At 28.5% G+C, this 14,151-nt stretch carries 19 protein-coding genes; 4 read left to right on the top strand and 15 right to left on the bottom strand.

Going from position 1 to position 14,151, the window contains the following annotated elements; translation table 11 throughout:
* The first annotated feature begins 237 nt into the window (after positions 1 to 237).
* From LNP81_RS23295 to LNP81_RS23310, 4 genes are all read left to right on the top strand, one after another.
* Positions 238 to 1,191, top strand: coding sequence for a zinc metalloprotease (locus LNP81_RS23295; RefSeq protein WP_230039658.1), 954 nt, complete (start codon positions 238 to 240; stop codon positions 1,189 to 1,191).
* Between the two features lie 112 nt (positions 1,192 to 1,303).
* On the top strand, positions 1,304 to 2,395 hold the full coding sequence (locus LNP81_RS23300; protein WP_230039659.1) for an AI-2E family transporter: 1,092 nt from the start codon (positions 1,304 to 1,306) through the stop codon (positions 2,393 to 2,395).
* A gap of 2 nt (positions 2,396 to 2,397) precedes the next feature.
* Positions 2,398 to 3,591 (top strand): THUMP-like domain-containing protein, encoded by a 1,194-nt coding sequence (locus LNP81_RS23305; RefSeq protein ID WP_230039660.1) that lies wholly within the window; start codon positions 2,398 to 2,400, stop codon positions 3,589 to 3,591.
* Positions 3,588 to 4,154 (top strand): hypothetical protein, encoded by a 567-nt coding sequence (locus tag LNP81_RS23310; RefSeq protein ID WP_230039661.1) that lies wholly within the window; start codon positions 3,588 to 3,590, stop codon positions 4,152 to 4,154. Before LNP81_RS23305 ends, LNP81_RS23310 begins: the two co-directional genes overlap by 4 nt.
* Here LNP81_RS23310 and LNP81_RS23315 read toward each other — a convergent pair whose 3' ends face one another.
* The 15 genes from LNP81_RS23315 to LNP81_RS23385 form a co-directional block, all read right to left on the bottom strand.
* The gene (locus LNP81_RS23315) at positions 4,155 to 4,820 is read right to left on the bottom strand and encodes a M15 family metallopeptidase (protein WP_230039662.1); all 666 of its coding nucleotides are present in this window, start codon (positions 4,818 to 4,820) and stop codon (positions 4,155 to 4,157) included. It lies immediately after the preceding gene.
* A gap of 75 nt (positions 4,821 to 4,895) precedes the next feature.
* Positions 4,896 to 5,684 carry a hypothetical protein gene (locus LNP81_RS23320; protein ID WP_230039663.1) on the bottom strand — a complete coding sequence of 263 codons (789 nt, stop codon included), beginning with the start codon at positions 5,682 to 5,684 and terminating at the stop codon, positions 4,896 to 4,898.
* Positions 5,685 to 5,744: 60 nt separating this feature from the next.
* Positions 5,745 to 6,329: a hypothetical protein gene (locus tag LNP81_RS23325; protein WP_230039664.1), complete on the bottom strand. Its 585-nt coding sequence runs from the start codon at positions 6,327 to 6,329 to the stop codon at positions 5,745 to 5,747.
* Positions 6,330 to 6,358: 29 nt separating this feature from the next.
* Positions 6,359 to 6,931: a hypothetical protein gene (locus LNP81_RS23330; RefSeq protein WP_230039665.1), complete on the bottom strand. Its 573-nt coding sequence runs from the start codon at positions 6,929 to 6,931 to the stop codon at positions 6,359 to 6,361.
* A gap of 11 nt (positions 6,932 to 6,942) precedes the next feature.
* Positions 6,943 to 7,398 (bottom strand): hypothetical protein, encoded by a 456-nt coding sequence (locus tag LNP81_RS23335; RefSeq protein ID WP_230039666.1) that lies wholly within the window; start codon positions 7,396 to 7,398, stop codon positions 6,943 to 6,945.
* Positions 7,399 to 7,488: 90 nt separating this feature from the next.
* Positions 7,489 to 8,076: a hypothetical protein gene (locus LNP81_RS23340; protein ID WP_230039667.1), complete on the bottom strand. Its 588-nt coding sequence runs from the start codon at positions 8,074 to 8,076 to the stop codon at positions 7,489 to 7,491.
* Positions 8,077 to 8,148: 72 nt separating this feature from the next.
* Positions 8,149 to 8,589 (bottom strand): hypothetical protein, encoded by a 441-nt coding sequence (locus LNP81_RS23345; RefSeq protein WP_230039668.1) that lies wholly within the window; start codon positions 8,587 to 8,589, stop codon positions 8,149 to 8,151.
* 66 nt (positions 8,590 to 8,655) lie between these two features.
* Positions 8,656 to 8,985 (bottom strand): hypothetical protein, encoded by a 330-nt coding sequence (locus LNP81_RS23350; protein ID WP_230039669.1) that lies wholly within the window; start codon positions 8,983 to 8,985, stop codon positions 8,656 to 8,658.
* Between the two features lie 100 nt (positions 8,986 to 9,085).
* Positions 9,086 to 9,775, bottom strand: coding sequence for a hypothetical protein (locus tag LNP81_RS23355; protein ID WP_230039670.1), 690 nt, complete (start codon positions 9,773 to 9,775; stop codon positions 9,086 to 9,088).
* 294 nt (positions 9,776 to 10,069) lie between these two features.
* A complete protein-coding gene (locus tag LNP81_RS23360) occupies positions 10,070 to 10,948 on the bottom strand; it encodes an ankyrin repeat domain-containing protein (RefSeq protein WP_230039671.1) in 879 nt (292 codons plus the stop codon).
* Positions 10,949 to 11,370: 422 nt separating this feature from the next.
* Positions 11,371 to 11,904: a hypothetical protein gene (locus tag LNP81_RS23365; protein WP_230039672.1), complete on the bottom strand. Its 534-nt coding sequence runs from the start codon at positions 11,902 to 11,904 to the stop codon at positions 11,371 to 11,373.
* 169 nt (positions 11,905 to 12,073) lie between these two features.
* The gene (locus LNP81_RS23370) at positions 12,074 to 12,586 is read right to left on the bottom strand and encodes a hypothetical protein (RefSeq protein ID WP_230039673.1); all 513 of its coding nucleotides are present in this window, start codon (positions 12,584 to 12,586) and stop codon (positions 12,074 to 12,076) included.
* Complete coding sequence (locus tag LNP81_RS23375) at positions 12,576 to 12,920, bottom strand: hypothetical protein (RefSeq protein ID WP_230039674.1); 345 nt, start codon at positions 12,918 to 12,920, stop codon at positions 12,576 to 12,578. The genes LNP81_RS23370 and LNP81_RS23375 overlap by 11 nt, the downstream gene beginning before the upstream one ends.
* Complete coding sequence (locus tag LNP81_RS23380) at positions 12,907 to 13,389, bottom strand: RHS repeat domain-containing protein (protein ID WP_230039675.1); 483 nt, start codon at positions 13,387 to 13,389, stop codon at positions 12,907 to 12,909. The genes LNP81_RS23375 and LNP81_RS23380 overlap by 14 nt, the downstream gene beginning before the upstream one ends.
* A gap of 215 nt (positions 13,390 to 13,604) precedes the next feature.
* On the bottom strand, positions 13,605 to 13,934 hold the full coding sequence (locus LNP81_RS23385) for a hypothetical protein (protein WP_230039676.1): 330 nt from the start codon (positions 13,932 to 13,934) through the stop codon (positions 13,605 to 13,607).
* Positions 13,935 to 14,151: the final 217 nt, after the last annotated feature.

A 14,151-nucleotide genomic window follows, 5' to 3' on the forward strand; every position in this document is an offset into this window, starting at 1 on the left:
TGGACAAAAGCTCGATTAAAAGCAAATAAATACGTTAAAATACATTTCGAAAAACTATAAGTAAGAAAAAACATATTAAAAATATATTTGATATTTTTGTAAGAACTAGATTATACAAGGGTTTCTAAATTTCTCACAAATAAATCATTATAAAAATTTGGCTACAAAATCATTTTGTTATAAAATTGCGGAACAAACAACCAAATGTAATTTTTTATAACAAAAACCCAAATTATTATGAAAAAAGTTCTTATTTCCGCGGTAACAGCCCTATTGCTGTTTTCTTGTCAAAATGACCAAACAGCAGAATCAAAAGATTCAGAAGCAACTGCATTAACCCGCCGCGCATGTGCATCGCAACAAGTTTTAGATGAGCAACTGAGAGCTGATCCCACATTAGCGATCAGAATGAATGAAATTGAAGCTTTTACAAACAAGGCCTTGATTTCAGGGAAGCTTGTAAACGGAAAAGTTCAAATTCCTGTTGTAGTGAATGTCTTGTACAGAACAGCTGCACAAAACATTTCTGATGCACAAATTCAAAGTCAGATTGATGTCCTTAACAAGGATTTCAATGCATTAAATTCAGATTACAATAGTGTACCTGCCTTATTTGCCGGTGTAAAGGCGAATGTAGGAATTTCATTTGTTTTAGATCAGATCATTAGAAAATCGACTACAAAAACTTCATGGGGAACAAACGATGCCATGAAAAAAGTAGCTCAGGGTGGTTTAGCGCCAACTTCGCCAACAACAAAACTTAATTTGTGGTCTTGCGCAATTGGTGGCGGAATATTGGGCTATGCGCAATTTCCCGGAGGAGCAGCTGCTACAGACGGAGTTGTAATCGATTCTAAATATTTTGGTTTATCTGGTGCTGCAAATGCTCCTTTTAATTTAGGACGTACTGGTACTCACGAAGTAGGCCACTGGATGAATTTACGCCATATTTGGGGAGACGCTACTTGCGGAAGCGATTTAGTAGCGGATACTCCTACTCATAATGAAGAAAATTATGGTGTACCTGCTTATCCTCATTATAGTACTTGCTCAGGAACTCCTGTTGAAATGACTATGAATTACATGGATTATGTTGATGATAATGCCATGTACATGTTCTCTACAGGACAAAAAAACAGAATGGCTGCCATCTTTGTTACAGGAGGTGCGAGAGCTGCTTTTGGAATCTAAAAAAACAGAATAAAATAATGAAGTGAAAAGCGGGATGAAATCATCTCGCTTTTTTTTGTTTATCCCTTAATTTTAAAAGCTTTTTCCTATATTTATAATCTAAAATCGAAATATGATCACATCAAAAATTATTTCTAACGGAATATTAAGAGCTTTAGCAACTATTATTGTTGTTCTTATCGTTTTATATTTTTTATACGAAATACAAACTGTAATTGTTTACTTATGCATCTCTTTGTTATTGTGCCTAATTGCAAACCCGTTAGTACAATTTTTAAAAAATAAACTAAAATTCAGTAACTCGCTCGCAGCTACAACTACATTAATAGTCTTTATATTGGCGATAGTGGGTTTTATATTATTATTTGTGCCTTTGATCATTTCGCAAGCCAATAATTTATCCTTACTCGATACCCATAACCTGCAACAGCAATTTATTCAAACTGAAAAAAGTATCGAGACCTATTTCAATATTCAGCATATGGATTTGAATAAAGTTTTAAAAGATTCTAAAATTACCTCACTAATAGATTTTAGCTATTTTACCGTTTTTCTAAATTCAATTTTAGGTTTTATGGCCAATATGGGTATGGGACTGGTATCGGTATTTTTTATTACTTTTTTCTTTATTAAAGATCAGGATACCTTTAAGGTAACGGCACGAAAAATTCTTCCGGATACGAATGAGGATAAAATTCTAAACTCAGTTACTAAAATCAATCACTTTTTAACACGCTATTTCATTGGTTTGTTACTTCAGCTAACGGTTGTGTTTATTTTATATTTAATTGTATTAATGATTTTTGGAAATAAAAATGCTTTTGTAATTGCTTTTTTATGTGCAATCCTGAATATTATACCTTATATAGGACCAATAATAGGAACTACTCTGGCCGGTATTTTAACCATGATCAGCATGATTGGCAGCGATTTTCAGACAGAGATTTTACCCAGAACGATCTACGTACTTATAGGATTTTTATTGGTTCAGGCAATTGATAATAATATTAGCCAGCCTATAATTTCGTCAAAAAGTGTAAATTCGCACCCTCTGGAAATATTCCTGATTACTTTAATCAGCGGAATTACTTTTGGTATTGTTGGGATGATTATTGCGATTCCGGTTTTTACAATGATAAAAGTAATTTTGAAAGAATTTTTTCCTAATAACAAAATTGTATCTGTATTAACCGAAAGAATTTAGCATTGAACACTTCTATTTTAGACAAAAATATTCAAGAATTTATAACTCAAAATAGTGGTGCCCCAATTACAAAATTAGCACTTCAGAAGAATCCGTTTCCTGAAACCGAATGGATTTTAATCTTAAATCAGATTGAAGCAAAATCTAAAGCAAAAGATAAATTGCCCACCTGGTTTATAACGGAGAATATCATTTATCCCAGTAAAATTTCTGTTGAACAAACCTCATCTGAAAAAACGGCGGCTTATAAAGCTTCTTTAATTTCGGGTAAAAGCTTAATCGATCTTACAGGAGGTTTTGGAGTTGATGATTATTATTTTGCTAAAAACTTTAAAGTCGTTGCTCATTGCGAAATCAATGAAGATTTATCGGCCATTGTAAAACATAATTTTACACAATTAGAAGTGAAAAATTGTTTTTGTTATGCCGATGATTCTGCCAATATCCTGAATGAAGCAGAAAATGGTTTTAAATGGGATTGGATTTACATTGACCCATCGCGAAGAAATGATGCAAAAGGCAAAGTTTTTATGTTGAAGGATTGTTTGCCTAATGTTCCTGAATTATTGGATTTTTATTTTGAAAAAAGTAATTCTATTTTAATAAAAACTGCTCCTTTACTGGATATTTCCGCAGGTTTATCTGAATTAAAATTCGTTAAAAATATTCATATTATCGCGCTTGAAAACGAGGTGAAAGAATTGCTTTTTGAAATTCATAATCATTATAAAGGCGAAATCAGTATAAAAACAGCCAATATTCTAAAGGATAAAATTGAAACTTTTGAATTTATATTGGGTGATGATACTATTTTCGCGTCTTATCATTTGCCTCAAAAACACCTTTATGAACCCAATTCGGCCATAATGAAATCAGGTGGTTTTGATGAAGTTAGTGCTTTTTACGACATCCATAAACTGCATAAACACTCGCATTTATACACTTCTGAAAAATTAATTGACTTTCCTGGACGAACTTTTGAAATCGAAAAAGTGATTCCCTATAGTAAAAACGAAATGAAAACTGAGCTTGCCAACCAGCAGGCTAATATTACTACACGAAATTTTCCGGACACGGTAGAAAACATTCGAAAAAAATGGAAAATAAAAAATGGAGGAAATTTGTATTGTTTTTTTACAACTGATAAAAATGATAACAAAATAGTTTTAATTTGCAGAAAAATAACTAAAAAATGAAACAACTAATTACTCTAACCTTTTTTTTATTAACGATTACCGCATTTGCACAAAAACCATGTGAATACAGCGCAAATGTAAATGACTCTATTGGCAGTTATAAAGTAACCAATGATTATCTTATTAGCGAAAAATATTTTGGTGGAACATTTGATTATATTTTCTTCGCTTTAGCCCAAACTGATGGATTGCCAACATTAAACCTACAACTTATCCAGAAAAGTAAAGATTTTATTAAAGCGAATTGTTTTGATAAGAATTCGAAAATCTTTTTACAACTAGAAAACGGAAAGATCGTAACGCTTATGCATATCGACAGAGAAAATTGCGGTACGCTTATTCATGATGATAAAGGTTTTGATAATCGTATCACGACGGGCATTTTTATGTTTATGAAAGACAATTATGAAGAACTGAAAAAATCTCCTGTATCGATTATGCGAATAAAATACCTGACCAATATAGAAGATTATATTGTAAAAAGAGAGCTAACATCTGAGTTAAACGGAAAGGTTTACAAACCAAATACCTATTTTATGGAAAATATGAGATGTGTTGAATAATTAATCACATTTCCAGGTTTGGTTGGAGACTTTATCTTTTAAACCGGTTTTTAAATTATAATGCCACCACTCTGAATCAAATGAATTGAAGCCATTTTTTATCATGATGGATTTAAGATATTTTCTATTTGCGATTACAGGAACCGGTAGTTTTTTATAATTATGACTGGCCTGAATTCCGAAAAAATCAAATTTAGTTCCCATTTCAAGTTCGATACCATCGGCATATACTAACGAAATATCTACGGCTCCTCCTCTATTATGGATGGAGCCTTTTTTAGGATCTGCAACATACTCTGGATTTGATACGATCTCCCACATTTTCTTTTGGATAGATAAAGGTCTGTAACAATCGTATATTTTTATTTTACATCCATTCTTCATAAATTCTTTATTGGCCGCTACAAGCGCCTGAACGGTCTTGTAACGCAATAAACATTCGGCGCAATCGTATACTTTTGCTTTTAGAAAATTATCTTCTGTTGCATACTTCATATCATAAACAAAATCTTTGCTATAATCTTTTAAATTCACAAAAGTAGTATCTGCAATTTCTTGACTTTGAGGTTCTGAATACGCTTCGTTTTGCGCTTTTACCGTAGGCACAAACAAAATAATACTGAAGAATAATAAAAAACGAAATTTTGAAGATGTGTTTATTGTCATTGTAAATGTATTGTATTATGTAAATATAGACATAAAAAGGGTTGTACAAAAAATACGATTTTAGATAATACTTTATTAATCTTTGTACTTTAAACTATGCTCTTTAATTATTTTCTGGCTTTTAAGTTTTATGGCCTTAGGTAATTGTTTCCAATTTTCATCGTATTCAATTCTATAAACATCATTTTCATTTCCTGAAGGATAATAAGCTGTTGCTTTTAATTTTACAAAACTCTGAGTGTCTGATTTTTCAGGAATTGTATAAATAATTTGTTTGAAAGGTTTTGCATCCAGACCATCGCTGTCTCCCATATATGATAAGTAAAATTCAGGTTTACCATTTTTATCTTCGTCGCTAATGGTACATTTTTGATAATCAAATTCAGGCCAGTACACTTCATTGCCAAAATCCTGAAATTTAGCTTTTTCTATTAATCTGCCGTGATCGTGCAATAGTACAAAGGCATATAAATTGTGTTCGCTCAAAATAATAGTATCAATGGGTTTACCTTTCATATCACTCTGTTTCCAGGTTTCTTCATCATGAATCCATTTTTTTGTTTTAAAATTAAATTCCTCACTTACAGCTCCATCTTTATAATCAATCATACGTCTGAGCTTGTTGATTTTCTTTTTAAAAACAAATTCAAAATGACCGTACTGGCTTTCGCAATGAATAATCATCGTTGTTTTGCCATATAATTTGCTCTCATAATTAAACTCAGCATCCGGAACGGCTTTACTGTATTTTATTGAGTCCTTAGGATAATAACGCTTTACTATTAAAGGTTTTATCTGAGCTGAAATTGGGTTTACAAAGCCTAAAAAAAGCAGTAGAAAAAGGTAATTTGGTTTTAATTTCATTTTTAAAAATTTTAGTATAGAAGAAAATTAATGCATAATCGTTGATTATCACACATAATTTTACTGAATTTTAGAAACTATATTTCCTTCTAAATCAGTTACATTGGGTTTATGGATTTCATACCATCTTTTTACAAAAGAATCGATGTTAGCCATGTCTTTTTTTACCAAATCTCTTAGTTTATTTATCTGTTTTTCAAAGCCGCTTTGGGTTTTATATCTTCCTATTTTATACTCGGGTAAAAAAAGCATGTAAAACAAAGGCGGACCTTTATAATCATCGCTTCTTAATTGCATAGTTGTTGAATCATTAGGCGGAAGATGAAAATTTATTCCGTCATAATCTTTCAATTCTGTAACTGAAGTTAGTTTTTCATTGAGTTCAAAAATATTCAAGTACATTTTAATATACTTACTTTCTCTCACAATGTCAACTGTAATATCGAGCAAATGATTTTGATCTGTCAGCTTGCATAATTCATAAGAATACCCTCTTATATTCGAATCGTATTCTCCGTACCACGATGTTTTAAATGGTGATCTTGCAAATCCGTTCCTTTCTAATTCGGGAATACCGTAATCTTTAAAAATAGTATTTATTGCAATAAGCAATTCTTTATCTGATATTTTAAATTTATCTTTCATTTTCTCCAGATATCTACACGATTAGAAAATTACTTTTGTATTATATCCCAACTCTCAAGAATATAAGTATTACAAATGCCCTGCCTAACTTGTGCTGCAAAGTAATAGTTTTCAAATTTACCATCATCCTTAATATCTTCCATTATTGGCTTAAAACCATTTACAACATTAGTTTTTCCTTTAAAATTAAAAAATATACTTCTGTTTTTTGAATAAGTGGATATACCTGTAATTTCACATTTTTCTGAACTTACAGGACTTTCTTTAGAATTGTAAATTGCATAATAATTAAATGGAATTAAAATTATTCCGGAAACAAAATAAGCAATTACTGCTATTTTAAGGCTATTTATTACTAAGAACAAAAGCTTATCCTCTTTTTCAGTCTTACTATACTCTTTTTGTATTGTTCGATATTGCAAAATAGCAACAATAACCACTACAATTGCAAACGCAGTAAATAATAGCCAATATGGATAATTTATAATTACATCTTTTGACTTGATAAAGAAAAAATAAACCAGTACGAATCCTATTAACTTAATCCAATCGATAATAGTTAATTTATTATTTATTTTAGTTTTTTTATTTTTTAAGTGCATGTAATACTTTTTTATTCTTCATTTTTATTTTCAATTATTACTATTATTGTTTCATCTCTCTTTGTCGCAATAATACTATCATTAATTATTTTGTCTATTTTATATTTTTCACTATTAAAAACTATTTCATTATCATAATTTTTAATTGTTTGCTTTGAAAATTCAAGTTTATCCTTGCTATAGGTTTCCTTATTATAATCTCTAACATCTGGCCCTTCAGGGGAACAATAAACATATTCTTTTAATAATCCTTTTTCATATTTAAAAGATTCCTCTATCAAAAATTTGTAATTAGCATAATATAAAAAGCACTTTTTTGAATAAGTATACGCATCATTTTTACGCATTTGCAAACCTCTAATTAATTTAAAATCCGTATATTCTTTTGCATTTTCCTTTTTTGTATTACAAGAAAACAATATAAATGACACACTAATTAGGCTTAATCTCTTTATTTCTCTGTACATTTTTTCTAACAATTGATAATTACAATAAATTTCACTGAGTTCGTTTTTATTTTTTTTTACTATAATAAAATCATAAAACACTGGTGGTTTTCATGGAATTTCCCACGAATAAGGTTTTTTATAATAAGGACTAATTTCTACTCTAGGATTTTTAACTTTAATCTTTTTTAGTTTTTCATATATAATTAAAACTTTTTTGTAGTCTAAGTTTAAAAAAGAGATGTTCTCTTCATCAATTAAATAATATTTTATCTGCTTATTTTTTAAATCATCTTCATATTTATAAGAACCACTTTCACTAATAGAATACTGAGCTACTAGATTTTTATCCAAAAAGTAAATTTCATTTATACCATAAAGAAATTTATCATTAGGATTATAAATCACACTAAAATTTTCAACTTCATTAGTTTTAATACAGAGATTAATATTTCTTTTTTTATCTGAAAGGATTTTTATTTTTTCATTAAATCTAAATAATGAAAAATTATCATCATCATATTCTAGCTTTAAATTTATTCCCCATTTAGCAGAAGAAATATCGGCATCACATATTTGTTTAGACTCAGCCATAATTTCTATGTCTTTGGAAAAATCTATATTCTCTATATTTTTGCAATTATCTTTACAGCTAATTGTAAGCAAAAAAAGAATTACTAGTAATATTTTTTTATACATTGTTTTTTATTTTCTTTTTATTCTATTCTTAATAAGATCTCTTTCATAAAAGATTAATATCAAAAACAGCACTTAATCAGACACATTGCCATTACCAACTTTAACCATAAAAAAGCCTTCATCTGACTCTACTAAAGAAACATTTGTTTTAAAATTTCTTTTTGTAATATTTATTATAGAATCCTGAAAGTCTTTTATATTAGTATTTAAAAAATTATGACTATGATAATTAAGCATTATGTAGCCTTTCCTAACTAATAAGCTATCTTGATAATGATTTAAATATCTAGAATATTCTTGAATATATTCTTCAAACTTTAATTTCTTGCAAGTTCCTGATAAAGCAAAATTTAAAATATATTCACCTTTTTTAAAACGCATTTGATAAGCGCTACAATCCTCTGAAATATTTTTTTCTGTTAATATATAAGGATCTGGTCTTCCAATCTCTTCATCTTTATTTTTGCATGATAGCAACAAGAAAAGAGCCGTAATAATTAATGTATATTTCATAAATGTGTTTTTACAGTGAGGTGCTTTTTACTTTTAAAATTTCATAATTGAATCTATAAAAAAACTTCAATATTCCCTAATCTGGTATATAGTACTTTCACTTATAAACTCTTCTATCAAAAAACGCACACGTTCTAAAGAATGAGAATCATTAACACTATAAAGTCTAATGATTCTTTCACTATCAATATTCCCTAAACACTTCTCAGGATGTTTTTTATGGATAAAATCGCTAAAAGAGTCAAAAAAATCAATAACTACTGAGTCATTTTTACCAATTGAATATCCTTTAAAAAAAACAAAAAAAGATTCTACATTTTGAATTGAAAAAATTGCTGGTCTCTTTGCAACAAGTTGAATTAAATCAATATTTTCTGTTTTAAAATCACTTTCCATTTTGGTATGTATTAAAAATTGCGAATGCGAAGTCAGAAGACTTCGCACAGCTTTTCATTAGAACTCTTCGTTTAGCGGGTGCATCAATCACAGATATTAACTAATAATAATTCGATATTTTAGAATTATAATTCTCTTTCATTTTTTTGAAATTCCACTTATCAAATATAATTTTGTTACGTTTTACTTTTATTTTCACATCTTTCAAAGTTCGATATGCAAAAATGTTTTTGTCAAAATCAACTTGAATATTATAAGATTTTTGTTCATTTAAAATGAAAGTTTTTGATGTAAAACTTTCATTATTTAAATTCATACGTTCTTGCAGATTTTGCTTATTAGGCAATAACTTTAAAAAATATTCACCTTTAGTTACATTTGATAATTTTTGATTGAGATCAACTTCTATAGAATCTTTATTTTTATTATTTACTAAAATAATTTTATAATCATTTTTGAATAAAGCGTCTTTCAACGCAACTGAAATATTATTTATTGAATCATTACTATTTGTTTCAGAAATATCAAATAAAATGGGGTTTTCTAACATATTCGAACTTATCTCAATAAATTCATCTTTTATCCTCCAATTACCTTTCGTCCATTCATTACAAAATATAATATAAACGTCTGATCGATATACTGAAAAATCATAGTAGGTAAAAGTACCATTCTTATCAAAATAGAATTCGGCATCATTATTTACATAATAACCACTTACAACATCTGCTTTTTTTTGTGCTAAAGCACCAGTAAAACACATTAAAAATATAATAACACTCCTTTTCATTTTATTTCTTTTTTGAATAATTTTTTCTTAAATCTTTATTACTTTTTATTACGAAATACTCATCAAAAGATTCAGAATTTAAAGTTATAAATGTATAAAAAACCTCACAATGATGTGAGGCTTTCATTTTTATCAATCTTCACTTTTAATTAAGTAACTTCAAAAACAAAAAGATAGCACGAACATAGAATTTTTATTAAATTCAAGATTAAAAATAACTCGAAAAAATTATCTAAAATTAGAAAATTTGGGGATTTTAAAATTTATTCTATATTAGCATAAAGCAAACTATTCTTAATATTTTTTTAGATATTCTTCCCAATCTTTTGGATGGAGATTTATTATTTCTTTTAAAACATAATCTGGTATAGGTTCTTTCTCATAGTTTAACCCGTGTTTCTTTAAAAAAGCAACTACCCTTAACTTATATTTATATTGTTTCGAATCTAATTCTATCAGAGATTTTCTTAATCCTTCTAAAATAAAAACTTTGTGACCATCTCCCATCGTGTACATTACTTTATTATATTCTGCACCTTTCTCTAAAAGAAATAGTAATGCCTCCATATTATTATGAATTAAGGCATCAGCTAAAGGTAAATTGGTATATACTTCCGGGCCATTATTAAAATAATTAATATCTGCTCCGGCATCTATCAGGAGTTTTACTTTTTCTAGACTATATTCATCAACATAAGATATCGCATTATTTAAAGCAGTACTTCTTGCTTGATTCCCCTCTTTACCGGGCGCTGTTTCTAACGAATTAGCATTTCCTTCATACTTCAGTACTAATATCAAATACTTAGGATCTTCATTATCAGTTGCATCAATTACACTATTTGAGCCTCTATAGAAATCTTTTAAATTTGGATCTGCACCTAATTTTAATAATTCTTCAGTGGTTTTGTATTGACTATTTGTTATCGCAAGCATTAATAAAGAGTTTCCAAATCTAGATTCTTGATAATTTATATTGACTTTATTAGAAATTACCTCTTCCTTTATTTTTTCAACATTATTATCTTCTACTGCTTTTGCTAATAACCAAGCAGGTGTATTTTGAAATAATCTATAATCATTTCCTAACAACTTTTGTTTATCTACTTTAGTTTCTCTATTACAGCTTATAAACAGTAAAACCATACAGAAAATTACATAATTGTATTTCATCTTTTTTATAAATTTTATTAACGTAATGATGCTGGAGGAGTCATAGCTTGTTTTATTACATCCCATGTTCTTTCAAAAAAGCCTCTCGTTCCTTATAAATTTTCAACACTATAATCAATACTATGCCCATTATAAATAGCACCAAAACTTATTGGATCAGGCATTTTTTTGAAATAATACCAGGGAATTTATCCTTTTTAAGTAAATATAAAACGAGCATGCTTTCAAAATAATGCAGCGATAATTTGCTTTTTGGAATTTCTAAAACATAAAAAAAACTCGCAATTTCAAAGGTTTAGTTTTCTATTCTTTGTCAATGCGCTTTGCCCACAGGGAAAGAATTTCCGCGATATCGTTGCGCATATTCAAGCGATTGGGGTTAAGCTTACTCGCTAGCGAGCAATATTTGTAGAAACCAGCAGTTATTGACCAAATGAAGGGGTTTTATCGATAGAGTAAATCAAAACACTATCTATAATTTTATTATATGTTCCACCAATTTTCTTTTCTCCTTGCAATATTTTATTTCTATTTGAGCTCTTTCCGTAATCATAATCTATTGTTCTGGAACTCCCCACAATAGGATTATATTCTTTATGAAAAATAATAACGGTAGAATAGAATTCATTGTTTTGTTTTTCTAAACAAATTCGATCTAAATCATATTTATTCATAAATTCTATAAGTCTATTATCAGCAAGTTTATTGTGTTTATCATATTTATTATAATAAATACAGGCTCTTTCTAAAGAAATAGAATTATTCTGCTTTATTAACACAGAATCCATCTTCTCTAATGACTTTTCTCTTATAATGTATTCTACAATAGAGTGAAATTCTGCTTTATTATCTTTTACCTTATGATAATAACTATCATAAACGCCGCATGAATTTACAGAGAACAAAAATCCAAGTAGAAAAATATTAGTATACTTTTTCATTTTAGTGTTTTTCATTGTTTTTTTTTTAAATTAATTACAAAGTTGGTGGTTTATCGTTACGCATATCCGAGCGATCAGGGAACTAAACGATGAACTATGCTCTTACAATATCTCTCCAAAAGCAACATACACTTTGTCTCACGAGCAAGATACTCGCGCCAACAAGGGAAAAAACATGTTTTCCTTATTTTTTAATTAACCCATATTCCTGCACAACATAAGTATTCAAAATAGATTTTTTGTATTCAACTCTTAATAAAAAGTTAGCAATAATTTTTTTTCTCTCTAAATGGCTAGAATTTTGAAACCCTACACTATAAACTTTATCATCAAAATAAAAAAGCAATCTATCTGATCGACCTGAAATATAATTTGATATTTTACATTTTTTTACCAAAATTTCGCTCTGACTTTTATATATTATATATTCATTTATTGGAATTTTTAGAATTAAAGCCATATAAATAGAAAAAAAAGAGACCGTTATTATAACAAAAAAATAATCCAAAATACTTTTTTTTATTTTGATTTTATTCCTAATCTCCAATACAAATAATGTACTAAAGGATATAGAAAACAATACCCAAAATATATATTTAGGAGAGTTTAATATTAATTGATTCTCTCTTAGATATAAAACTATACCTATTAGCAGTAAAAAATAAATCCATTTACTTTTTAAAATTTTATTGATCATTTTCTTTTTGTTTTCCTTTTCTAATTTGATTTGCTTCTTTTGAAATAATTCCTTCTGCAACAGCATCTTTTGCCTTTTGCTGTAAAAGATTGTTTGTGTTTTTTAATGCTTTATTTCCCTGTTGTTGTACCTTTTTAAAATATTTTCTAATTCTTGTAGAAGAATCACCGTTCTCTACTTTATTTAATAATTTATTTACTTTACTTATTAAAGCTTTGTTTTCGATTTTCAGGCTACTTAGCATTTCATCTACTTTATTTCCAAAACCTTGTTCAACTAAAGCTTCTATAGACGATTCTAAAAATATATTCATTAGACCATCATCGCCTTCCAACAATTTTAGCAAATCTTTTTATTTTAATAGCTGTAGCTGTTCCAATTGGTGTAACAGATGAAATAGCATACGAACCCACTGCACCCCATGTTGCAGAAGCCCATCCTATATCATTATATGCCTCTTCAGATGATTTGCCTTCAATCAACATCCCTCCAAAATAATGCATACCTACATCTAGCGCAAAACTAGAAACAGCATCAATTATACCTGTAATAGGATGTTTTCCATCAGGATCGACTAAAACAACTGGACTGTTTAAACAATAAACATAAGATTCAACATTCGGATATTTTTCTACCAATGGATCGACAGATAACCACAAACTAGTCTTCACATCATAATACCTGGCCCCATAATAACTCAAATTCGTCTCTCTATCCAGTTCTTTCCCATTAAACAAATAAGGTGAACTGAAAGACGAACTATGCTCCTCAAACAAAACTTCTCCAAAAGCAATATACTCCACATGCTGTGAAATAAAACCGTTTTTGGTGGTAATATACGAAGTGCTTCCTAAATGATCGGGGTTAAATAAAAAATATCATTCTCAGACAGACCAGTTCCTGTAGCTTCTACATTTTTTTGTTTTTTCACATAAAAAAACCTCGTTTACGCGAGGTTTTTTACTTTTATTACTTTCACACACACGAAGGGATCGCGCGCGCGCGGACGTCTGAAAAATTATCTATTTTTTTCAAATACAATTAAATTAAAAGCCACAATTAAAATTATAATTCCACATATATATATTTCCTGTTTTTTTGAATTATTAGGATAAAAAAAAGTATCGTACTTGTCACTATAAATTAATTCTATTTTGGAATTAATATTTAATTTATTGCCCTGAGCTTCGATAATGTACTCTTTTTTATTGTAAACAATAATATAATTTACGCCTCTCCCTGGGGAATATTTATTTTTCACAATATAAGTATTACTTTCTCTACTAACTATCTCTTTTAGTTCTTGATAGTAATAAAAAGAATAAATTAGTGATACTAGAAAAACCATATTTAATATAAAAATTATTTCTTTATTAAATATGGTTTTGTCGTATAATTTCCTGCACATTCTCTAGTTACATTTTCAATTACTTCTTGTGTCTTCTATTTAGGTATTAATTGACAAGGCAATTATAAATTTTTCAGTAGAACTGTTCAAACAACTATCTGATATAACTTATTTTTTTTATGATTTTAAAAATTTATACAATCTAAATAAAAAAAGC

Source organism: Flavobacterium piscisymbiosum, assembly GCF_020905295.1.
Lineage (GTDB): Bacteria > Bacteroidota > Bacteroidia > Flavobacteriales > Flavobacteriaceae > Flavobacterium > Flavobacterium piscisymbiosum.